Below are 21,715 nucleotides of genomic sequence, written 5' to 3' on the forward strand. Positions count from 1 at the left end.
CCATGACGCTCTACACCACGCTCGACAGCCCGCTCGGCGAACTGCTGCTGACCGGCGAATCACTGCCGGCCGAGGAGGCCGCCACCGCACCCGGCGGCACCACACTCACCTCGCTGTCCCTGCCCGGGCAGAAGGGCGGCGCCACCGTCCGGCCCGACTGGGTCGAGGGCGCCGCGGCGTTCACCCACATCGCCGCCCAGCTGCGGGCGTACTTCGCCAGCGCCCTCACCCGCTTCGACATCGAACTCACCGGCGGCGGAACGGACTTCCAGCGCAGGGTGTGGCGCGCGCTGGAGGACATCCCGTACGGGGAGACCCGCACGTACGGCGAGGTGGCCGCAGAGATCGGGGCGCCCCGGGCCGCCGTCCGCGCCGTCGGCACCGCCATCGGCGCGAACCCGCTGCCGCTCGTACGCCCCTGCCACCGCGTCATCGGCGCCGACGGACAGCTGACGGGCTACGCCGGCGGCCTCGCCGCGAAACGGCAACTCCTCACCCACGAAGGCGTTCTGACCCCCGCCTGACCGCGGCCGGCTCCACACGGAAGCCGCAGCGCGCCGCGCGGAACACCCCGACCGGAGGAACCCCCATGCGCACCACCACCCGAGCCTCGCAGCCCCCGCAGGCCGCGCAGGCCGCGCCTGCTCCGCGGCCGGCGGAGGCCGACTGGGCGGCGCTGGCCGCGGAGTTGGACGACACCGGCTGCGCCCTCACCCCGCAGCTGCTGACCCCCGCACAGTGCCGCGGCCTCGCTGCCCTGTACGAGCGCGACGACCTGTTCCGCGGCACCGTCGACATGGCCCGCTACCGCTTCGGCTCCGGCCAGTACCGCTACTTCACCCACGAACTCCCCGATGCGGTACGGGAGTTGCGAGCGGCGCTCTACCCGCACCTGCTGACCATCGCCCGGGACTGGGCGGCACGTCTCGGCCGCCCGGCCCCCTGGCCCGACACGCTGGAGGAGTGGCTGGCCATGTGCCACGCGGCGGGCCAGGCCCGCTCCGCGCAGATCCTCCTGCGCTATGGGGAGGGCGACTGGAACGCCCTGCACCGCGACGTGTTCGGCGACATGCTCTTCCCGCTCCAGGTCGTCATCGGCCTCGACGTGCACGGAAGCGACTACACCGGCGGCGAGTTCCTGCTCGTCGAGCAGCGGCCCCGCGCCCAGTCCCGTGGCACCAGCACCGTGCTCCGGCAGGGCCACGGCCTGATCTTCACCACCCGCGACCGGCCCGTCGCCTCGAAGCGCGGCTGGTCGGCCGGAGCGATGCGGCACGGCGTGAGCGTGGTGCGGTCCGGCCGGCGGCACGCGCTCGGCCTGGTCTTCCACGACGCGGCGTGACCACCGCCCGGCGGGGCGGGACCGTGCGCCCGCTACGTGCCGTACGCCCCTCTGCGGCTAGGTTTGCGTACGGGCCCATCCCGCCTGCCGGCGCCCCCGGGCGTCGGCCCGTACTCCGTCCGAAAGGTCGTGCTGTGCAGAATTCCGCATCGGAGACCGTCCGCGAACTCCCCGTGAGCGACGGGCAGTCGGGCCCGTACGGGATCACGTCCGGTCCCGACGGGGCGCTGTGGCTCACGTTCGCGCGCAGCGGCCGGATCGCGCGGCTGACGACGGACGGCGACGTCACCATGTTCCCGCTGGACTCGCCGGCGTGTCAGCCGACGGTCATCACACCGGGGCCCGACGGGGCACTGTGGTTCGCCCGGACCCTGGACCACCGCATCGGCCGCATCACGGTCGACGGGGAGACCAGTTCGTTCGCCGTACCGACTGCCGGGGCAGGCCCGTACGGCATCGCGCCCGGGCCGGACGGCTCGCTGTGGTTCACGGAGCTGAACAGCGACCGGATCGGGCGCATCGGCACCGACGGCCGGATCGCCGAGTTCGCCCTGCCCGTCGAGGGCGCGTTCCCCTCGGCGATCACCGCGGGCCCCGACGACGCGCTGTGGTTCACCCTCAACCAGGCCAACGCCATCGGCCGCATCGGCCTCGACGGCGCCGTCACCCTCCACCCGCTGCCCACGGACGCCGCAGGACCGGTGGGCCTCACCTGCGACGGCGAGGCGCTGTGGTGCGTCGAGATCGTGGCGGGGCAGCTCGCCCGCGTCACGGTCGACGGGCAGATCGAGGAGTTCCCGCTGCCCGACCGCGCGGCGAAGCCGCACGCTGTCGTCGCGGACGCCGCCGGGGACCGCTGGTTCACGGAGTGGGGAGCGAACCGGGTCGGCCGGTTCACCACGGCCGGGACCTTCACCCACTACGACCTGCCCACCCCGTCCTCCGAACCGCACGGCATCGCCGTCGGCCCGGACGGCGCGCTGTGGGTGGCCCTGGAATCGGGAGCCGTCGCCCGGGTGCAGCCCTGAGACCCGGCCCTGAGATCCGGCCCTGAGCCCTGTCCCTGAGCAGGGCTCCCTGACTCCCGGGCTTCCCTTGCGTACGCTGGAAAGCGATCACAGAAGGCACCGAGACGATGAGCATTCCCCAGGACGCACCGCCCGCGCAGAGCGCACCGGCCGCATCCGGCCCGGCGCGCTCCCCCGGTCTTGAAGACTCCCCGGGCCCCGTGGACTCCCCTGACCCGGCGCGCTCCCCTGACCCCGAGTGCTCGCCGCGCCTCGGTGACGGCGAGACCTCCGCGTACGGCGCGCTGCCCGCCCCCGCCGCGCACACCTGCGCCGAACTTGCCACGCTGCTGGACCTGTTGGGGCGGCAGCGGCCCACCGTACGGGCGGTCACCGTCGGGCACAGCCGGGACGCCGCCTCCCGGGACGCGGCCCGCGCCTTCACCGATGCCTGGCAGGCCGCCGGAGGCACCGTCCTCGACGTCGTCAACTGGCCCGAATCCGCGGCCTCCTGGCTCCGCCCGGCCCGCCGGCTGACCGCGCAGGAGCCCGACGCGTGGGTGGTGGCGGCCGCCCTTCCCGGCTTCGCCCAGCTCTCCCGCCGGCTGCGGCACAGCACGGACTGGGACCCCGCCCGTACCGTCGCCTTCGCCGCGCTGCGGGACTCCCGGCTGCCCGCCCTCGCCGGACGGGGCGTACTGGACGGGCTGCGCGGCGCCGGCCCGGACGGCGGCACCTGGGAGGTACGGGGCGGCTGGGTCACCTCCCGGCCCGCGGAGGAGGCCCGTACATGAGCGCCCTGATCCCGCTGCCGCGCCGGGAGATCGCCCCCGGCGCCGTCCACGTACCCGGCTGGCTCGGCCTGGAACAGCAGCGCGAACTCGTCGAGGCCTGCCGGTCCTGGGCCACGGGTCCCGTACCCCTCCGGCACACGAAACTGCCGCGCGGCGGCGTCATGTCCGTACAGACGGTGTGCATCGGCTGGCACTGGCAGCCGTACCGGTACACCCGTACGGCCGGGGACGTGAACGGCGCGCAGGTCTCCGAATTCCCCGGCTGGATGGCCGACTTGGGCCGCAGCGCGGTCGCCGACGCGTACGAGGACGAGTCCGCGGCGGACGGCTACACGCCCGACACGGCCCTCATCAACTTCTACGACGCGCACGCGAAGATGGGCATGCACCAGGACAAGGACGAGCGCTCCAGTGCGCCCGTCGTCTCCCTCACCATCGGCGACACGTGCGTCTTCCGGTTCGGCAACACCGAGACCCGCACCCGCCCCTACACCGACGTCGAACTCGCCTCCGGCGACCTGTTCGTCTTCGGCGGCCCGTCCCGCTTCGCCTACCACGGCGTCCCGAAGATCCTCCCCGCCACGGGCGACCCGTCCACCGGCCTCACCACAGGCCGCCTCAACATCACCATGCGGGTCACCGGCCTGGACGACGACACGACACCCGCGTGAGGCCGCGCCTCTGCCCCGGGGGGGCAAGGAGGGTGCGGCAGGCGGAGGTTGTCCGATGCGCCCCGGCCTGGCTGGGGGCGGGGCGGAGGAGGCGTTGCAGCGCACCGGACCCGGCCCCTCCAGGGAACGGGATCCACTGTCGGGGTCTCTACAATCGCGGTCTCCGCCGCCAGGGTCTTCTGTGCGCGGCGGTACGCGTGACACCGCCCCTCTGACGGGGCCACTCAAGGACGGCGCGGCAGGCGGCAGTTGGCCGGAGCACCCGGGGCGGGGCGGGGCGGGGCGGGCGGCGGAGGCGTTGCAGCGTGCGGGCGCACCGGGCCCGCTAGGGAACGGGATCCTCGGCCGGGGCCTCCGCCGCCCGAGCCCCCTCTGCGCGGCGGTAGAGGTCGAGCTGGGGGAGTCCGTGGTAGCCGTAGCTTTCGGGGTGGAGTTCATAGAGGGCTACGCCGCAGCGGGTGAGCGGACCGAGGAGGTCCGTCAGGAGCGTGTCGGTCCGGGCGATGAAGTCCGCCTTCTCCGCGGCGCTGTTGGTGCCCGCGGTGATGCTGACCTCCACATGTGCGTCCCGGTCGCCGGTCAGGGGGCGGCCGTCCACGAAGTAGCTGCCGGCCGGAACGGACGTGATGTGCACGGTGGTTCGCGCACTGGACTTGCGCAGTGCCGAGACGGCGAGCTCCGTGAGCCCCCGGGCGAGGGCGGAGCGGGCTTCTGCGGACAGGCCGGGGCCGCAGGAGTCCGCGGCGGAGAAATCGGAGTCGGCGACGGTGAGGCGGATGTGGGGCATGGCTCTCCTCGGCAGGGGCCCCGGCCGGGATGCGGCCGGGACGGTCGGACGGGATCGGAACCGGTACGTGAACGGGGTCGCGCCCGAGCGGGAACGGGTCCGGGGGCCCGTCGGGAACGGGTCCCGGGCCGGAGCGGACCGGTGTGCGTGCGCCGGACTCGGCGGCACGGGGAGAGCCTCGCCGACCTGGCACCATGGATCCAACGCAGACCTGTCATAGACCCATGAGGCCCTCGCATGACCGTGAATCTCCCCCAGCTGAGGGCCTTCCTCGCCGTCGTCGGCACGGGCGGTTTCGGCGCGGCGGCCGACGAGCTGGGCATGAGCCAGTCAGCCGTGTCGCACGCCGTCGCCGCCCTCGAACGGGAGCTGGACGCGCCCCTGTTGGTCCGCGCCACCCCGGCGCGGGTCACGGCCCTCGGCGAGCGGATCCTGCCGCACGCCCGTGCCGCCGTGTCGGCGGCCCGGTCCGTGGAACAGCTCGCGGCCGACGCCTCCGCGGCCGTGACCGGCACCGTACGGCTGGCCGCCACCCCGACCGTCTGCCAGGGGCTGCTCCCCGGTCTGCTCCGGCACTGGCGCGAGGATCAACCCCGGCTGACGGTACGGGTTTTCGAGGGCGACAGCGCGGAAGTGGCGTCCTGGCTGGAGGACGGTACGGCCGATGCCGCCATCGTCATCGACCCTCCGCCGGGGCCCGGCCTCCACCTCGTCGAGGACCGCTACCGCGCCCTGCTCCCCCGGGACCACCCCTTGGCGGGCGAACCCCGCGTCGACGTCCGCGACTTGGAGGACGACCCGTTTCTCGTCTCGCCCAACGGCTGTGAGGCGCGCATCCGTACGATCTACGAGCAGGCCGGGCTGCGCTTCGCCCCCACGCAACGGGTACGGGACCTGGCGACCCTGATCAGCATGGTGCAGGCCGGACTCGGCGTGACCATCCTCTCCGAGATCTCCCGCGCGCTCCCCGACGACCTGGTGCTGCTGCCGGTGGAGCCCCGGGCCTCGCGCCGCCTCGTCCTCACGGGGCCGGACGCCCGCCCCTGGCACCCGGCCGTCCCGGCCCTGGCCGAATCCGCCACCGCCCATCTGGCCACGCGGGCCGAGGAGCCCGACCCCGTGTGACGACGGGCCCCGAAGCGACGCACAGGGAACGCCCGCCGGGCCGTACGGCACCCCGTCCGTGACGCGGGGACTCAGTTGCGCGGGTGGTTCATCTCGCTGAGGGCCGAGGCGAGTTGGGCCGCGGTGAGGGGCTCCGTGGGCAGGGCGTGGGCGCCCTCGGCGCGCAGACCGTCGACCAGGAGGGCGAGCGGGCGGCGCCACGAACCGGGGACCGCCGCTTCCAGCGCGGGTGCCGTGCGGCCGAGCGCGGCGAGGCTGAGCAGCAGGTCCTCGGTGACCACGTCGGAGCGTACGAGGCCCCGGTCGCGGCAGCGTTCCAGCAGGCCGGTGAACGTCTCGGCGTTGTGGACGTGCAGCCTCGAAAGGGTCGGTACGCCCTCGATGCCCGTCGTCATCAGGTCGTTGGCGCCCCGGTCGGCGGCGAGCACCGTGAAGACCCGGTCCAGATAGCCGTTCAGGCCGGCCCAGGGGTCGTCGGCCTGCCGTGCCTCCTCACCGGCGTCGATCACGGCGGCGAGCGTCGCGTGGAAGACCGCCTCGATCAGGGATGCCCTGTCGGGGAAGCGCCGGTAGAGGGTGGCGTTCCCGACACCGGCCCTACGGGCGATCACATCGAGCGGTGCCTCGACGCCCTGCTCGGCGTACACCTCGCGGGCGGCGGCGAGCACCAGCTCACGGTTGCGCTGCGCGTCCTTTCTCACGTACCGCACCGTACAGGATCTGTGGAGCACTCCCCGGTTCCTGTTAGGGTCACCCGGAAGGCTAACCGGGGAGCATTCCCCACTTCGTGTTTCCCACTGTACCGGGAGTCCGTCATGACCACTCACCACACCGAGGAACTGGCCGCCTGGACCGGCGACTTCGCCACCGACCCGTACCCGGCCTTCCGGGCCCTGCGCACCCGGGGCCCCGTCCACCACATCCGCTTCCCCACCGGGGACACCGCCTGGATGATCCTCGGTCACCAGGAGGCCCGCGCCGCTCTCGGCGACGCGCGGCTGCGCCACGACGTCCGGTACTCCGCCGAGTACGACAGCGACGGGCTGTACTCCATCGGCCGGAACATGCTGCAGACCGACCCGCCCGACCACACCCGGCTTCGCTCCCTGGTGGCCCGCGAGTTCACCGCGCGCCGCATCAAGGCGCTGCGGGCGCGCGTCCAGCAGGCGGCGGACGAACTCCTGGACGGCATGGGCCCGTCGGGACGGACCGATCTCATCGACGCGTTCGCCTTCCCGCTGCCGCTGACCGTCATCTGCGAACTGCTCGGCGTTCCCGGCGTCGACCACGACGCCTTCCGGGCCTGGACCGCGAAGATCCTGGCGCTCGGCGAGCCGGAGGCCTCGGGCCGGGCCACGCAGGAGATGACGGTCTACCTCGCCGGTCTGATCGAGGAGAAACGGCACGTCGAGCACGCCGCGGAGGGCGATCTGCTGCACGCCCTCGTCCGGGCCCACGACGAGGACAGTGACGAGGACGGCGACGGGGACCACCTCACCGACGAGGAACTCATCGGCATGGCCTTCCTGTTGCTCGTCGCCGGACACGAGACGACGGTCAACCTCATCGCCAACGCCGCCCATCTGCTGCTGACCCACCCGGACCAGCTCGCCGCGCTGCGCGCCGACGGGGCCCTCCTGGAGAACGCCGTCGAGGAGGCGCTGCGCTTCGAACCGCCCACCCCGGCCGGCACCTTCCGCTACACCGCCGAGCCCGTCACCGTCGGCGGTACGCACATCCCGCAGGGCGCGCGCGTCGTCATCTCCCTCGCCTCCGCCAACCGCGACCCCGCACGCTTCCCCGACCCGGAGCGCTTCGACATCCACCGGGATCCGACGCTCACCCGCTCCCATCTCGCCTTCGGGCACGGCATCCACCACTGCCTCGGAGCGCCGCTCGCCCGCCTCGAAGCGAACCTCGCGCTGCGCGCCCTGCTGGACCGGTTTCCCGGCCTGGCGATCGACGGCGACCCCGCGCCCGACTGGCGCCCCAGCCTCCTCCGCGGCCTGAACCGCCTCCCGGTGCGCTGGTAACCCGTACCGCCCATACCGCGCGTACTGCCGGCCCCGTGCGCCCCGCCCGTACGCGAAGACCCGCCGCGCCCCGCGCCTATTCGAGAACCGCGAAGGCCTCACGCAGCAGCGCGACGAGGGTCTCGGCGCGCGGGCTGTCCTCCTCCAGATCCGCGTGGGCGATCATCGCGGCGCGTACGGCCGCGACGGCCGTACGCGCCAACACCGAGGCGCGCAGGGCGAGTTGAGGCGCCCCGGGGCCGGGGGCGTCCGCGGCGAGGCGGTCGCGGAGCGCTTCGGCGATGCCGTCCTCGAAGTCGAGGAGGACCGCGGGGGCGGGGCGGGACTGCCGGCCGGCGAAGCGGGCCGGGGGTCCGCTGAACAGGACGGCGAAGCCGGTGTCCTGCCGCCGTTCACCGAGGACCAGCAGGCTGTGCAGCACCGCGGTGAGCGGCGGTTCGTACGCGGGGCGGGCGCGGATCCCGTCCTGCAGCAGCGGGAGCAGTTCGTAGATCTCGCTGTAGACGAGATCCTCCTTGGACGGGAAGTACCGGAAGAAGGTGCGCTCGGTGACCTGCGCCGCGGCCGCGATGTCCCGGACCGTGGTCCGGTCGAAGCCGTGCTCCTCGAACATCCGCAGGGCGGCCTGCCGGAGGGCCTGCCGGGTGAGGGTCTTCTTCTGCTCGCGTCTGCCTGTCGTGCTCACGTCCGGGGATTCTGGCACGCGGTCCGGCCGCTGTCAGATGTGACACTTCCGCGCCCCGGGGGACGGGGACGACTGGAAAATGTCAGGACTGACACTTTACGGTGACGGTGGTCCTGACACCTGCCTGGGAGGGGTCGCGCGCATGCCGACGACCGCAGCCGCCGAAGAACCCGCCGCCCCGTACGAGGGCGGGGAACCCGGCGGCGAGCCCGGGCGGAAGCGCCCGGACCGCGCGGTCCGTCTCGGATACGCCGTGGCCGGGCTGGTGATGGCGGCCATGTGGATCCGCGGCGCCGGGGCGCCGGCGTGGGAGCACGCGCTGCGCGTCCTCGCGCTCGTCCTCGTCGTGCCGCCGCTCGTGCACCTCGTGCGACGCCGCAGGCAACGCCGCTCCGGTGGGGCCGCTCCGGCCCATCTGCCGCTCGGCCCCCTGGTGTTGCTCAAGGTCCTGCTGGTCGCCGCCGCACTCGGCTGCGACTGGCTGCTGGAGCACTGGGTCTCCCGGCCCAGCCTGTTCACCGCGGCGGCGCTGCTCGTCACCCTCGCCCTCGGCGGCCCCGCCCTCCACCACCGCACCGGCGCGGGCCGGCACGGCGCCGCAGCGGACAAGGCCACGACGCCCGCGGGCGAGTGAGCCGGGGCGCCCGCGTCTGACCGGTCCCCGACATCCCGCCCGGCGCGGCGTCCGCGCCCTCCCGTACTTCCCAAGGGCCCGGCGGTACGGGCCGGTTCACGCGGTACGACAAGCCGACCGGCCTGTACACTTACCCTATGGGTCGTACACGTGCGGTGAGGGAGTGTCAGCGACAGGCGTCGCGCTCCCGGTCCAGCGTGACCTGGCCCAACCCCCGCTGCCGCGCCCTGCACGGGCACGGCTAGCTCTTCTCGGCCGCCCCTGACCACGGGGCCGTTCCGCCCGCGGCACGTCCGCGCGGCCTCTTTTCCGGAGCATCCCGCACCTCCGCCCCGTCCCGGGCCGGGGGTGCCGGCTTCTGGCTCCGCATCACTCCACCGAGTACCGCACCTCCGCGCCTCACCCCACCCGCGGCCATGCCGCGCTGAAAGGACTTCCGTGAAGTTGGGCCAACTGCTGTCCGGAATCGACCATCAGATACTCCAGTCCGTCCCGGACACCACGATCACAGCGGGACCGTGCTTCGACGCACACCGGGTGACGCCCGGTTCCCTGTTCATCGCCGTGCCCGGGCATGCCGAAGGCGGCCCGGAAGGCGTTCAACAGGCCGTCGCCCGGGGCGCGGTGGCGCTGCTCGTCGAGAGCGCGGCGGACGACGTACCGGCCTCGGCGTGGACCTCGTCCCGGGACGTCAACGTCGTCCAGGTGCCCGACACCCGCGTCGCCGCCTCCCTCGTCTGCGCCCGCTCCTACGGCGAACCGGGCCGCGAGATGGACGTGGTGGCCGTCACCGGCACCAACGGCAAGACGTCCGTGTCCTCCATGGCCGAATCCGTGCTGCGGATCGCCGAGGGCGTCAAGGCGGGTGTCATCGGCACGGGCGGCAGCCGCATCGGCGACGAACTCATCCCGATGCCGCGCTCGGTGCTGACCACGCCCGAGGCGCCGGACTTCCAGTATCTGCTGGGCACCATGCGCGACCGCGGCGTGGGCAGTGTCGTCCTGGAGGCCACCTCCATGGGCCTGCTCAACCACCGGGTCGACGATGCCCACATCGACGTCGGGATCTTCACCAACCTGACGCAGGACCACCTGGACGACCACGGCACGATGGAGAACTACCGGGACGCCAAACTCCGCCTGTTCCAGGGCCTGTGCAAGCACGCGGTGGTCAACATCGACGATCCGGTGGGTGCCACGATCCCGGCCATGATGCCCGGCGCCGTCACCACGTACGCCCTCGACACCGAGGCCGACTACCGGGCGACGGACCTGGCCATGGACGCCTCCGGAACCCGCTTCACCCTGCACCACGCGGGCGCGAAGTACCCGGCGGCGATCCCCGTGCCCGGCCGGTTCTCCGTCGCCAACGCGCTGGCCACACTGGCCGCCTGCCACGTGCTCGGGCACGATCTGGCGGGCCTGGTCGCGGCGCTCGACCGGATCCCGCCGGTGCCCGGCCGGTTCGAGCGGTTCGAGACCCCCGGCGGCACCTCGGTGATCGTGGACTACGCCCACTCCCCCGACTCGCTGCGCAAGGTCCTCACCACGATCCGCGGCTTCGCCCCGGCACGGGTGCTCACCGTCTTCGGCTGCGGCGGCGACCGCGACACCACCAAGCGCGCCGAGATGGGGCAGATCGCCGGGAGTTACTCCGACATCTGCGTCGTCACCTCCGACAACCCGCGCAACGAGGACCCCGAGGCGATCCTGGACCAGATCGCCCCGGGGCTGGCAGAGACCGGCACCCACGTGGAGCGCTGCGAGGACCGGCGCGAGGCCATCGCCCTGGCCCTGACCCTCGCGCAGCCGCAGGACATCGTCCTCATCGCCGGCAAGGGCAGCGAGCCCTACCAGATCGTCGGCGACCGGCTGCTGCCGTTCAACGACATGGCGACGGTGCACGAACTCGCCGGCTCATAGGGCTCGTTCGCAGGAACTGCTACGGGAGCGCGTGGCGCAGGATGCGGCCCCAGGTGGACGCGTACTGCCGCCACAGCGGCCCGGACACGTACGGGATGCCGTACCGCTCGCACACCTTGCGTACCTGCGGGGCGATCTCCGCGTAGCGGTTGCTGGGCAGGTCGGGGAAGAGGTGGTGCTCGATCTGGTGCGAGAGATTCCCGCTGAGGACGTGCAGCAGCGCACTGCCCTCGATGTTGGCCGAGCCCTGGATCTGGCGCAGATACCACTCGCCGCGGGTCTCGTTCTCGGTCTGCTCCTCGTCGAAGGTCTGCACGTCGCCGGGGAAGTGTCCGCAGAAAATGATGGTGTGCGCCCAGACATTGCGCACGGTGTTGGCGGTCAGCGCTCCGGCAAGGGCCGGAAGCGCTGAGGGGCCGGCCAGCATCGGGAAGAACAGATAGTCCTTGGCCAGCTGCCGGCCCGCCTTCTTCAGCATCCCGGCCGTGTCCTTCACCAGACGGCCGATGCTCTCCCGCTCCGGGCGGACGGCGTCGACCTCCAGGTCGTACACGGCGATGCCCCACTCGAAGACCGGTGAGAGCAGCGCGTTGTAGAGCGGCTGCGCCAAGTAGCGCGGTTTCCAGGGCTGTTCCGGACTCATCCGCAGGATCGTGTAGCCCAGGTCGCGGTCGCGTCCGACGACGTTGGTCCACGTGTGGTGCAGATTGTTGTGGGTGTGCTTCCAGGCCTCGGCAGGGGTGAGGAAGTCCCACTCCCAGGTGGTCGAGTGGATGGCGGGATCGCCCATCCAGTCCCACTGGCCGTGCAGGATGTTGTGGCCCAGCTCCATGTTCTCCAGGATCTTGGCGACACTGAGCATGGCGGTGCCGGCCGCCCAGGCCGGCGGCAGCAGCGAGAAGGACAGGGCGGCCCTGCCCCCTGCTTCGAGGCCGCGCTGGACGCCGATGACGGTGCGGATGTACTCCGCGTCCGAGGCACCGCGCGCGGCGACGATGTCGCCGCGGATGCGGTCGAGTTCCTCGCCTAATTCCCGGGTCTGCTCGGGCGTGAGATCGGGTGCGGAAGTCACACGGGCTCCTTGAGATGTCTCGAGGTGCGGAATGCGCTCAGAGGTCACTGTGCTCGTCGGGCACTGTGCCCGTCGGTCAGAGGGCTCATCGGTCACTGGGCTCAGAGGTCGAGGACGAGAGGGCCGGAAGCGGCCGACACACAGGTCTGGATCTGGTGCCCCGGCTCGCCGTGCACGTCGCCGGTACGCAGATCGCGCACCCGGCCGCTCACCAGTGGGGTGAGGCAGCCGAAGCACAGTCCGCGCCGGCAGCCGTACGGCATGTCGACACCGGCGGCCTCGCCGGTGTCCAACAGCGGGGTGTCGGCGTCCGATTCGGTCTCTGTTCCGGTGCGCCGGAAACGCACCCGGCCACCGCTGCCGCCCGCACCGGTCGGCGGGAGCAGCGCGGCGGGCCGGAAACGTTCGGTGCGGAGCCGGCCGGTGAGTCCGGCGGCGCTCCAGTGCTCTTCGACGGTGTCCAGCAGCGGGTCGGGGCCGCAGGCCCAGGTCTCCCGCTCGTGCCAGTCCGGACACAGCTCCGCGATCGCTTCGGGAGTGAGCCGGCCCGCGGTGCGGGTGTGCTGCTCGTGGAGGCGGAACCAGGGCCGCTCCGCGGCGAGTTCACGCAGTTCGCCGCGGAACAGGGATTTCCCCGGCGTGGGGGCGCTGTGCAGGAGGACGACGTCCGGTGCGTCGCGCCGCTGCGCGAGGGTGCGCAGCAGCCCCATGACGGGGGTCAGGCCGCTCCCTGCGGTGACCATCAGCATGCGGGGTGCCGGGTCCGGGGGAAGGGTGAAGTCGCCCCCCGCGGGCCCGAGTCGGAGCACCGTACCGGGGCGCAGGCCGTGCACGAGGTGCGGGGAGACGCGGCCGCCGGGGTGTGCCGTGGCGGTGACGGTGAGGGTGTCCTCGCCGGGCGGGCCGGTGAGGGAGTACGTGCGCCAGTGCCACACGCCGTCCAGTTCGACGCCGAGGGGCAGGTACTGCCCGGCGTGATGGCCGCGCCAGCCACTGCCGGGCCGGATGACCAGGGTGGCGGCGTCAGGGGTCTCGGGACGTACGGCGGTCACTCTGCCGGCCGGGTGGTGCTCGCTCCACAACGGGTCGAGCAGGCCGAGGTATTCACCCGGGGTACGGGGGCTGGTGAAGACGGACGCGGCCGTCAGCAGCCGGCTGACGGCCCAGCGGGTGACGGCGGTCGGGACAGTCATACACGGAACTCCCCTTCTCATGGGGCACGGTGGGTGTGCCGGAGCCGGGGTGCGGGCCCGTAGGTGGACTGCAGGACAGAACGACAGCGTACGGGCCGCCGGTGGACGGCCCGTACGCGGACGAAAGGATCCGGTCAGTACTCGAGTTCGGGCCGCAGGGGCCCGCCCACGGTGTGCAGATAGCGCAACACCTGGGCGTACGACTGGAAGATGCCGGTCTCGTGGTAGTCGATGCCGTGCTGCGCGCAGAACGAGCGCACCACGTCCTGGGCATGGCGCAGGCTGGGCCGCGGCATGGACGGGAACAGGTGGTGCTCGATCTGGTAGTTGAGCCCGCCCAGCACGAAGTCGGTGACACGGTGGCCGCGGATGTTGCGCGAGGTCAGCACCTGACGGCGCAGGAAGTCGACCTTGTCGTCCTTCCCGAAGACGGCCATGCCCTTGTGGTTCGGGGCGAACGAGCAGCCCATGTAGAGCCCGAACAGGCCCTGCTGGACCGCCAGGAAGCCCAGGGCGTGCAGCGGGGGCAGCACCCACAGCAGGGCGCCCACATAGCCGGCGACGTGTGCGAAGAGCAGCAGCCCCTCGGTCACCTTGGCCGAACGCCGTCCGCCGGACCGGTCGAACAGCGACCGGAAGCCCGCGACATGGAGGGCGAAACCCTCCAGCAGGAGCATCGGGAAGAACAGCCACGCCTGTTGACGGGTCAGCCACGCGTACACGCCGGAGCGGGCGCGGGCGTCGTCCTCGGTGAAGGCGATCGGGCCGTCCCCGGCGATGTCGGGGTCGCGGCCGACGTGGTTGGGATGCGAGTGGTGCCGGTTGTGCTTGGACAGCCACCAGCCGAAGCCGAGCCCGACCAGCAGATTGCCGTGGACCCGCCCCAGCAGGTTGTTGACTCCCTTGGAGCGGGAGATCTGCTGGTGTCCCGCGTCATGCCCGAGGAAGGCGGCCTGGGTGAACATCACCGCGAGGTACGCGGCGACCAGCAGCTGCCACCACGAACTGCCCAGCACGGCGAACGCCGCCCAGCCCGCGGCCAGCAGCAGCAGATTCACCGTGACCTTGACGGTGTAGTAGCCCGGCCGCCGCTCCAGCAGCCCGGTCGCTTTCACTTCGCGGGACAGCCGGGCGTAGTCGCTGCCCCGCCGCCCGGGCGGCGCCCCGGCCGGGTCGTCCCGGTCCGGGGCGGCGCCCGTGTGCACGGTTTCGGTCGTCACGAGTCTGCTCCTGCACTGTGGTGCGTTGCGGGACGGTACGGCCGGCGTCCGGGTGTCAGGCGGCGGTCCTGCGCGACCGCGGCGGCTTCTGCTGCGCGGACCGGGACTGGCCCTGCTGCGCCCGCGGCGCGCTCTGCCGGTCCGACCGGGGCTGACCCGCCCGGGGCTGGCCCGAACGCGACTGGCCCGAACGCGACGGGGCCTGCTGCCCCGTGCGCGACTGGCCCTGCCCCGTACGCGGCTGGCCCTGCCCCGTGCGCGGCTGCTTCTGCTGCGCGCCGGAGCCGGACTCGGATCCCGACGCCGTCGTACGGCGCTCGCGTGCGGGAGCACTGCGCCGGCCGCGGCGCGAGCGCGAGGAGGACCCCGTACCGGTGCGCGCGGGCGTCTCGGGCGCGGGCGCGGTGATGGTCACGGGCACGCCGGAGGGGGCGCGGGCCCCGGTGATCCGGGTCAGTTCGGCGTCGTCGGAGCGGACCGTGACGTTGTGCGCGGTGATGCCCGCGGCGGCCACCAGCCGGCTCATCTCCCGCCGCTGCTCGGCCGTGACGAGCGTGACGACACTGCCGGACTCGCCCGCGCGGGCCGTACGGCCGCCGCGGTGCACATAGTCCTTGTGGTCGGCCGGCGGGTCGATGTTCACGACCAGATCGAGGTCGTCGATGTGGATGCCGCGCGCGGCGACGTTGGTCGCCACCAGCGCGGTGACCTCGCCGCCGCGGAACTGCTCCAGGGTGCGGTTGCGCTGGTTCTGCGACTTGCCGCCGTGCAGCGCCGCGGCCCGTACGCCGCTGGAGAGCAGCTTGCGGGTGAGCCTGTCGGCCGCCCGCTTGGTGCCGATGAACAGCAGCACCCGCCCGTCGCGCGCGGCGATGTTGGTGACGGTGGCGTGCTTGTCCGTGTCGCCGATGTGGAGCACGTAGTGGTCCATCGTCGTCACGGCCCCGGCGGAGGGGTCCACCGAGTGCACGACCGGGTCGGTGAGGAACGCGCGGACCAGCCGGTCCACGTCCCGGTCCAGAGTGGCCGAGAACAGCATCCGCTGACCGTCCGGGCGCACCTGCTTGAGCAGCGCGGTGACCTGCGGCAGGAAGCCCATGTCGGCCATCTGGTCGGCCTCGTCGAGGACGGTGGTGCGCACCTGGTCCAGGCGGCAGTCGCCGCGGCTGATCAGGTCCTTGAGGCGGCCGGGGGTCGCCACGACCACCTCGGCGCCGTTGCGCAGTTTGGTGCCCTGCCGCGAGACGGACATGCCGCCGACGACGGTGGCCACCCGCAGCGACAGCGCCTGCGCGTACGGCGTGAGCGCGTCGGTGACCTGCTGGGCCAGCTCGCGCGTGGGGACCAGCACCAGGGCCAGCGGGCAGCGTGCCTCGGCGCGCTGCCCTGCCGTACGGGCCAGCAGCGCCAGCCCGAAGGCGAGAGTCTTGCCGGAGCCGGTACGCCCGCGGCCCAGAACGTCGCGTCCCGCAAGGGAGTTGGGCAGGGTGGCCGCCTGGATGGGGAACGGCTCGGTCATGCCCTGCGCGGTCAGCGTGGTCAGCAGACCGGACGGCATGTCCAGGTCGGCGAACGCCTCGACCGGGGGCAGCGCCGGAGTGGCGTCGACCGCCGGCGTGAACTCACGGTCGCGGGGCGCCGCGGCGGCCTGCTGGCGGCCACCGGAGCGCTGCTCCGGCGCCGAACGGCGCGGACGGCGGCGGGGCTGACGGTCTTGCGGGCGAGCGGTGCGGTTTATGAGGACCTCCCTCGTCGCGGCGCGTGTCGAGGGAATCCGGCAGCGTGAAGCCGCACGAGGAATCGCAAGAACGAGCCGAAGAAAATGTCGGAACGGGCCGAGAAGCGGGACGGCGTCAGCCGAGGGCCGACTTCACATGCCGTTCAGCGCCACAATGTGATGGCTCCGCAACTGCGCTGCGCCCCCTGCCATGTGACGTGCGTTACCCCGCCCGGAAAAAGCTCCGGAAAAGAAAAAAGTGCGCCTGAAAGGTCAGACCAGCAGGCGCACACAAAGCACATGAGAACCACTACTGCAACTACCGAAAACCCTAACACAGCAGGGGTCCACCGCCCCGGGCGAGCCGCTCCACCGCGGCCAGCACGGGAGCCGTGCCGTCCTCCTCGCGCAGCCGCCCGGCCAGCTCCGCGGCACAACGCCGGTACGCGGCACGGCTCGTGGCCTCCCGCAGCGCCTCGGCCAGCGCGGGGGCGGTGAGCCGGCGCAGCGGTACGGCGCCCGGTGAGACGCCGAGCGCGCGCAACCGCGCGGCCCAGAAGGCCTCGTCGAACTGGACGGGCAGCGGCACGGCCGGCACGCCGGCGCGCAGTCCGGCCGCGGTGGTTCCGGCCCCGGCGTGGTGCACGACGGCCGCCGTGTGCGGGAACAGCAGCGCGTGCGGGACCTCGTCGACGGTGAGCATGTCCGGCCCCTCGGCGTGCAGTCCGCTCCAGCCGCGCTGGAACACGCCGCGCAGCCCGGCCGACCGCAGGGCGCGCACCAGCAGGCCGCTGAGCCGTTCCGGGTCGGGCACGGTGGCGCTGCCCAGCCCGACGAAGACCGGCGCCGGCCCGGCGTCCAGGAAGTCCCGCAGCCGGGGCGGGAGTTGCCCGCCGGGCGGATCGTGCGGCCACCAGTATCCGGCGACGTCCAGCCCCGGCCGCCAGTCCCCGGGGCGGGGCACCACCAGCGGGCTGAACCCGTGCTGTACGGGCCACTGTTGCCGCTCCCGCCGCCGGCGGGCCGCTCCGGGGCCGCCGCGCGGCAGTCCGAGCCGGTTCTGCACGGCGGTGCGGGCCGCGCCCGCGAACACCCGCTCCACGCCGCTGTTCACGGCGTGTCCGGCCAGCAGATTGCCGGCCCGTCCCCACGAGCGGGTCCCGGTGACCGGCGGCGCGAACTCCCCGGTGGGCGCGAGCGGTTGGAGGTAGACGCCCATGCTGGGCAGGTGCAGTCCCTCGGCGATGGTGTGCCCGACCGGGGCGAGGGAGCTGGAGAGCAGCAGGACGTCGCTGTCGCGGGCCGCCTCCAGCAGCCCGTCGGTCATCTGCCCCACCAGTCCGCGGGCCAGCTTGATGACCCGGGCGAGCTTTCCCGCGCCGGTGGCGCTGCGGTGCAGCGCCTGTCCGCGGCCGGACTCCAGCACGGCGCGCGGGTCGACGGGCAGCGGGTGGAAGGCGGCGCCTGTGGCGGCGACCAGCGGTGCGAACGAGGCGTGGGTGACCAGCGTGACGTGGTGTCCGGCCTGCGCGAGGCCGTGGGCGAGCCCCGTGTAGGGGGCGACGTCGCCCCGCGAACCTGCTGTCATCACTGCAACACGCACGGTCACCAGTATGTCCCGGCGCCGCGGCGGCCCGTACGCGACGCGCGGCCGGCGCACGTACGGACCGGCATCCGGCACGGGACGGCTCCCGTACGGCTCAGTCGAGGTCCGAGAGGGCCTCCGCGAACTGCGCCTTGTAGAGCCGCGCGTAGGCCCCGCCGGCCTCCAGCAGCTCGTCGTGCGAGCCCTGTTCGACGATCGAGCCGCTCTCCATCACGAGGATGACGTCGGCGTCGCGGATGGTGGAGAGCCGGTGGGCGATGACGAAGCTGGTGCGCCCGTGCGCGAGCCGGGCCATGGCCCGCTGGATGAGCACCTCGGTACGGGTGTCCACCGAGCTGGTCGCCTCGTCCAGCACGAGGATGACCGGGTCGGCGAGGAACGCGCGGGCGATGGTGATCAGCTGCTTCTCGCCGGCGCTGACGCCGCTGCCCTCGTCGTCGAGGACCGTGTCGTAGCCCTCGGGCAGGGTGCGGATGAACCGGTCGGCGTGCGCGGTCAGCGCCGCCTCCTCGACCTGCGCGCGGGTGGCGTCCTGCTTTCCGTACGCGATGTTCTCCGCGATGGTGCCGTGGAAGAGCCAGGTGTCCTGCAGCACCATGCCGATGCCGGACCGCAGTTCCTCCCGGTTCATCGCCGCGATGTCCGTGCCGTCCAGCAGGATGCGGCCCTCGCGCACCTCGTAGAACCGCAGCAGCAGATTGACCAGCGTCGTCTTGCCCGCGCCCGTGGGGCCGACGATGGCGACCGTCTGGCCGGGGTCGACGGACAGCGACAGCCCGTCGATGAGCGGCTGTTCGGGGTCGTAGCGGAAGGAGACGGACCGAAGCTCGATGCGGCCGCTCAGCTCCTCGGGGCGGGCCGCGTGCTTCTCCGCGGGCTCGGCCGACTGCTCCGGCGCGTCGAGGATTTCGAAGACGCGTTCCGCGGAGGCCACGCCGGACTGCACCAGGTTCGCCATCGAGGCGACCTGCGTGAGGGGCTGGCTGAACTGCCGGGAGTACTGGATGAACGCCTGCACGTCGCCGATGGACAGCGCGCCGGAGGCCACCCGCAGTCCGCCGACGACGGCGACGAGCACGTAGTTGAGGTTCCCGATGAACATCATCGCCGGCTGCATGATGCCGCTGATGAACTGGGCCTTGAAACCGGCCTCGTAGAGCGCCTCGTTCTGCTCGCGGAAGACCTCGGCGGACTCCTCCTGCCGGCCGAAGACCTTCACCAGCGCGTGCCCGGTGTACATCTCCTCGACGTGCGCGTTCAGCTTCCCCGTGGTCTTCCACTGACTCACGAACTGCGGCTGGGCGCGCTTGCCCACCTTGGTCGCGACCAGCACCGACAGCGGCACGGTCAGCAGCGCGACGAGCGCCAGCAGCGGCGAGATCCAGAACATCACCACGAGCACACCGACGATCGTCAGCACGGAGTTGACGATCTGTCCCATGGTCTGCTGGAGGGTCTGCCCCAGGTTGTCGATGTCGTTGGTGACGCGGCTGAGCACCTCGCCGCGGGTCTGCTTGTCGAAGTACGACAGCGGCAGCCGCGACAGTTTCTCCTCCACCTGCTCGCGCAGCCGGAAGACGGTGCGGTTGATGGCCCGTACGGACAGCCGTCCCGACAGCAGCATCAGCAGGCCTGCCGCCACGTACACGGCGAGCGCCAGCAGCAGCACCTCGCCGACCGCGCCGAAGTCGATGCCGCGGCCCGGCGTGAAGTCCACGCCGGAGAGCATGTCGGCGACATCGCCCTGGCCCTTCTGCCGCATCCCCTCCAGGACCTGTTCGCGGCTCGACCCGCCGGGCAGCCGGCGGCCGATGAACCCGGCGAAGATCAGGTCGGTGGCGTTGCCGAGGATCTTCGGGCCCAGGACGCTGAGGCCGACGCCGGCCACACCGAGCACCAGCATCCCCCACAGCGCGGGCCGTTCGGAGCGGAACTGGCCCAGCAGGCGTTTGCCCGAGCCCTTGAAGTCCATCGAGCGCTCGACGGGCCCGCCGCCCATCATGCGCGCCGGGCCGCTCATGCTGCCTCCTGCTCGGTGAGCTGGGAGAGCACGATCTCCCGGTAGGTCCCGTTGTCCGCCATCAGCTCGTGATGCCGCCCCACGCCGGCCACCCGGCCCTCGTCGAGGACGACGATCCGGTCGGCGTCGCGGATGGTGGATACCCGCTGGGCGACGATCAGGACGGTCGCCTCCGCCGTCTCCCGCGCGAGCGCGGTGCGCAGCGCGGCGTCGGTGGCGTAGTCGAGCGCCGAGAAGGAGTCGTCGAACAGGTAGATCTCCGGCTTGTGCACCAGGACCCGCGCGATGGCGAGGCGTTGGCGCTGCCCTCCGGAGACGTTGCTGCCGCCCTGCGCCACCGGCGCCTCCAGGCCGCCGTCCATGCGCGTGACGAAGTCGGCGGCCTGCGCGACCTCCAGCGCGTGCCACAGCTCCGCGTCGCTCGCGTCGGGCCGCCCGTAGCGCAGGTTGGAGGCCACGGTGCCGGAGAAGAGGTAGGGGCGCTGAGGTACGAGCCCCACCGTCCGTGCCAGCAGCGCCTGTTCGAGGGTGCGTACGTCCTCGCCGTCCACGAGGACGCTGCCCTCGGTGGCGTCGACCAGTCGCGGCACCAGGTTCAGCAGTGTCGACTTGCCGCTGCCGGTCGAGCCGATGACCGCGGTCGTCTCGCCGGGCCGGGCCAGCAGATCCACGCCCTGCAGGACGGGCGCCTCCGCACCGGGGTAGCGGAACCCGGCGCCGCGCAGCTCCAGTTGACCGTGCCGGGCCAGCGACCGTACGGGGGCGGCCGGCGGGACGACGCTGGACTCGGTGTCCAGCACCTCCTCGATCCGCTCGGCGCACACCTCGGCGCGCGGCACCATCATGAACATGAAGGTGGCCATCATCACGGACATCACGATCTGCATCAGATAGGCGAGGAACGCCGTCAGCGAGCCGATCTCCATGCCGCCGCTGTCGATGCGGTGCGCGCCGAACCACACGACGGCGACGCTGGAGAGGTTCACGACCGTCATCACGGTGGGGAACATCAGCGCCATCAGCCGTCCGGTGCGCAGCTGTACGTCCGTCAGCGCGGTGTTGCCCTCGTGGAAGCGGCGCTGTTCGTAGCCGTCCTTGACGAAGGCGCGGATGACGCGGATGCCGGTGATCTGCTCGCGCAGCACCCGGTTCACGCCGTCCAGCCGCTCCTGCATGGTGCGGAACAGCGGCCGCATCCGCCGCACGATCAGCGTCACCGCCACGCCGAGCACCGGCACCACGGCGAGCAGCACACCGGACAGCGGCACGTCCTGGCCCAGCGCCATGAAGATGCCGCCGAAGCACATGATGGGCGCCGACACCATCAGGGTGAAGCCCATCAGCGTCAGCATCTGGACCTGCTGAACGTCGTTGGTGGTGCGCGTGATCAGCGAGGGGGCGCCGAACTGGCCCACCTCGCGCGCGGAGAAGGACTGCACCCGGTCGAAGATGCCGGCGCGGATGTCCCGTCCGGCGGCCGACGCGGTGCGGGCGCCGAAGTACACGGCGCCGATGTTGCACACGACCTGGACGACGGAGACACCGATCATGACGCCGCCGAAGGCGATGATGTAGCCGGTGTCCCCCAGGACGACACCGTTGTCGATGATGTCGGCGTTCAGGGTCGGCAGATAGAGCGTGGCGGCCGTCTGCACCAGTTGCAGCAGCACGATGAGCAGGATCGGTTTTCGGTACGGGCGGAGATGAGTGCGGAGGAGGCGTATCAGCACGCGGAGAACCTCGAAGGGACATGGGGCCGGAGAAGAGCGCCCCCATCTTCCGGCATCGAACGCCCTTCCGTCCTCAAGTGCGGGCAAAGAAGGCGCGTCACGCCGACAGCGGAAATGCCAGGAGCACTCAACCTTTTCCGGCCCGCACGCGTCCAC

19 protein-coding genes are annotated in these 21,715 nt (G+C 72.4%); 9 read left to right on the forward strand and 10 right to left on the reverse strand.

Going from position 1 to position 21,715, the window contains the following annotated elements; genetic code table 11:
* The first annotated feature begins 2 nt into the window (after positions 1 to 2).
* From AC3AGO_RS04690 to AC3AGO_RS04710, 5 genes are all read left to right on the forward strand, one after another.
* On the forward strand, positions 3 to 524 hold the full coding sequence (locus AC3AGO_RS04690; protein WP_487818834.1) for a methylated-DNA--[protein]-cysteine S-methyltransferase: 522 nt from the start codon (positions 3 to 5) through the stop codon (positions 522 to 524).
* Positions 525 to 589: 65 nt separating this feature from the next.
* Complete coding sequence (locus tag AC3AGO_RS04695) at positions 590 to 1,342, forward strand: 2OG-Fe(II) oxygenase (RefSeq protein ID WP_487818835.1); 753 nt, start codon at positions 590 to 592, stop codon at positions 1,340 to 1,342.
* Positions 1,343 to 1,476: 134 nt separating this feature from the next.
* A complete protein-coding gene (locus AC3AGO_RS04700; protein WP_487818836.1) occupies positions 1,477 to 2,370 on the forward strand; it encodes a Vgb family protein in 894 nt (297 codons plus the stop codon).
* 107 nt (positions 2,371 to 2,477) lie between these two features.
* The gene (locus AC3AGO_RS04705) at positions 2,478 to 3,143 is read left to right on the forward strand and encodes an ABC transporter substrate-binding protein (protein WP_487818837.1); all 666 of its coding nucleotides are present in this window, start codon (positions 2,478 to 2,480) and stop codon (positions 3,141 to 3,143) included.
* Positions 3,140 to 3,814 (forward strand): alpha-ketoglutarate-dependent dioxygenase AlkB family protein, encoded by a 675-nt coding sequence (locus tag AC3AGO_RS04710; protein ID WP_487818838.1) that lies wholly within the window; start codon positions 3,140 to 3,142, stop codon positions 3,812 to 3,814. Before AC3AGO_RS04705 ends, AC3AGO_RS04710 begins: the two co-directional genes overlap by 4 nt.
* Positions 3,815 to 4,139: 325 nt before the next feature.
* On the opposite strand, the gene AC3AGO_RS04715 is transcribed toward AC3AGO_RS04710, so the two are convergent.
* On the reverse strand, positions 4,140 to 4,601 hold the full coding sequence (locus AC3AGO_RS04715; RefSeq protein WP_487818839.1) for a tautomerase family protein: 462 nt from the start codon (positions 4,599 to 4,601) through the stop codon (positions 4,140 to 4,142).
* 237 nt (positions 4,602 to 4,838) lie between these two features.
* Between AC3AGO_RS04715 and AC3AGO_RS04720 the strand changes: the two genes are divergently transcribed.
* Positions 4,839 to 5,726 carry a LysR family transcriptional regulator gene (locus AC3AGO_RS04720; protein ID WP_487818840.1) on the forward strand — a complete coding sequence of 296 codons (888 nt, stop codon included), beginning with the start codon at positions 4,839 to 4,841 and terminating at the stop codon, positions 5,724 to 5,726.
* A gap of 71 nt (positions 5,727 to 5,797) precedes the next feature.
* Here the strand turns inward: AC3AGO_RS04720 and AC3AGO_RS04725 are convergent, their stop codons facing one another.
* Positions 5,798 to 6,427 (reverse strand): TetR/AcrR family transcriptional regulator, encoded by a 630-nt coding sequence (locus AC3AGO_RS04725; protein WP_487818841.1) that lies wholly within the window; start codon positions 6,425 to 6,427, stop codon positions 5,798 to 5,800.
* Between the two features lie 114 nt (positions 6,428 to 6,541).
* Between AC3AGO_RS04725 and AC3AGO_RS04730 the strand changes: the two genes are divergently transcribed.
* Positions 6,542 to 7,759, forward strand: coding sequence for a cytochrome P450 family protein (locus AC3AGO_RS04730; RefSeq protein WP_487818842.1), 1,218 nt, complete (start codon positions 6,542 to 6,544; stop codon positions 7,757 to 7,759).
* A gap of 76 nt (positions 7,760 to 7,835) precedes the next feature.
* Here the strand turns inward: AC3AGO_RS04730 and AC3AGO_RS04735 are convergent, their stop codons facing one another.
* Entirely contained in the window at positions 7,836 to 8,444 is a 609-nt protein-coding gene (locus AC3AGO_RS04735; RefSeq protein WP_487818843.1) for a TetR family transcriptional regulator, read from the reverse strand.
* A 142-nt stretch (positions 8,445 to 8,586) separates the two neighbouring features.
* Between AC3AGO_RS04735 and AC3AGO_RS04740 the strand changes: the two genes are divergently transcribed.
* A complete protein-coding gene (locus AC3AGO_RS04740; protein ID WP_487818844.1) occupies positions 8,587 to 9,078 on the forward strand; it encodes a hypothetical protein in 492 nt (163 codons plus the stop codon).
* A gap of 438 nt (positions 9,079 to 9,516) precedes the next feature.
* Complete coding sequence (locus tag AC3AGO_RS04745; RefSeq protein WP_487818845.1) at positions 9,517 to 11,001, forward strand: UDP-N-acetylmuramoyl-L-alanyl-D-glutamate--2,6-diaminopimelate ligase; 1,485 nt, start codon at positions 9,517 to 9,519, stop codon at positions 10,999 to 11,001.
* 19 nt (positions 11,002 to 11,020) lie between these two features.
* On the opposite strand, the gene AC3AGO_RS04750 is transcribed toward AC3AGO_RS04745, so the two are convergent.
* From AC3AGO_RS04750 to AC3AGO_RS04780, 7 genes are all read right to left on the reverse strand, one after another.
* The gene (locus tag AC3AGO_RS04750; protein ID WP_487818846.1) at positions 11,021 to 12,073 is read right to left on the reverse strand and encodes a fatty acid desaturase family protein; all 1,053 of its coding nucleotides are present in this window, start codon (positions 12,071 to 12,073) and stop codon (positions 11,021 to 11,023) included.
* A 101-nt stretch (positions 12,074 to 12,174) separates the two neighbouring features.
* Entirely contained in the window at positions 12,175 to 13,266 is a 1,092-nt protein-coding gene (locus AC3AGO_RS04755) for a ferredoxin reductase (RefSeq protein ID WP_487818847.1), read from the reverse strand.
* Positions 13,267 to 13,400: 134 nt separating this feature from the next.
* Positions 13,401 to 14,486, reverse strand: a complete 1,086-nt coding sequence (locus tag AC3AGO_RS04760) for a fatty acid desaturase family protein (RefSeq protein ID WP_487818848.1) — start codon at positions 14,484 to 14,486, stop codon at positions 13,401 to 13,403.
* Positions 14,487 to 14,541: 55 nt separating this feature from the next.
* A complete protein-coding gene (locus AC3AGO_RS04765) occupies positions 14,542 to 16,224 on the reverse strand; it encodes a DEAD/DEAH box helicase (protein WP_487824531.1) in 1,683 nt (560 codons plus the stop codon).
* A 310-nt stretch (positions 16,225 to 16,534) separates the two neighbouring features.
* Positions 16,535 to 17,791, reverse strand: a complete 1,257-nt coding sequence (locus AC3AGO_RS04770) for a glycosyltransferase (protein WP_487824532.1) — start codon at positions 17,789 to 17,791, stop codon at positions 16,535 to 16,537.
* A 112-nt stretch (positions 17,792 to 17,903) separates the two neighbouring features.
* Positions 17,904 to 19,829 carry an ABC transporter ATP-binding protein gene (locus AC3AGO_RS04775; protein ID WP_487818849.1) on the reverse strand — a complete coding sequence of 642 codons (1,926 nt, stop codon included), beginning with the start codon at positions 19,827 to 19,829 and terminating at the stop codon, positions 17,904 to 17,906.
* Positions 19,826 to 21,559: an ABC transporter ATP-binding protein gene (locus AC3AGO_RS04780; RefSeq protein WP_487818850.1), complete on the reverse strand. Its 1,734-nt coding sequence runs from the start codon at positions 21,557 to 21,559 to the stop codon at positions 19,826 to 19,828. The genes AC3AGO_RS04775 and AC3AGO_RS04780 overlap by 4 nt, the downstream gene beginning before the upstream one ends.
* Positions 21,560 to 21,715: the final 156 nt, after the last annotated feature.

The organism is Streptomyces sp. BL1 (assembly GCF_057628045.1).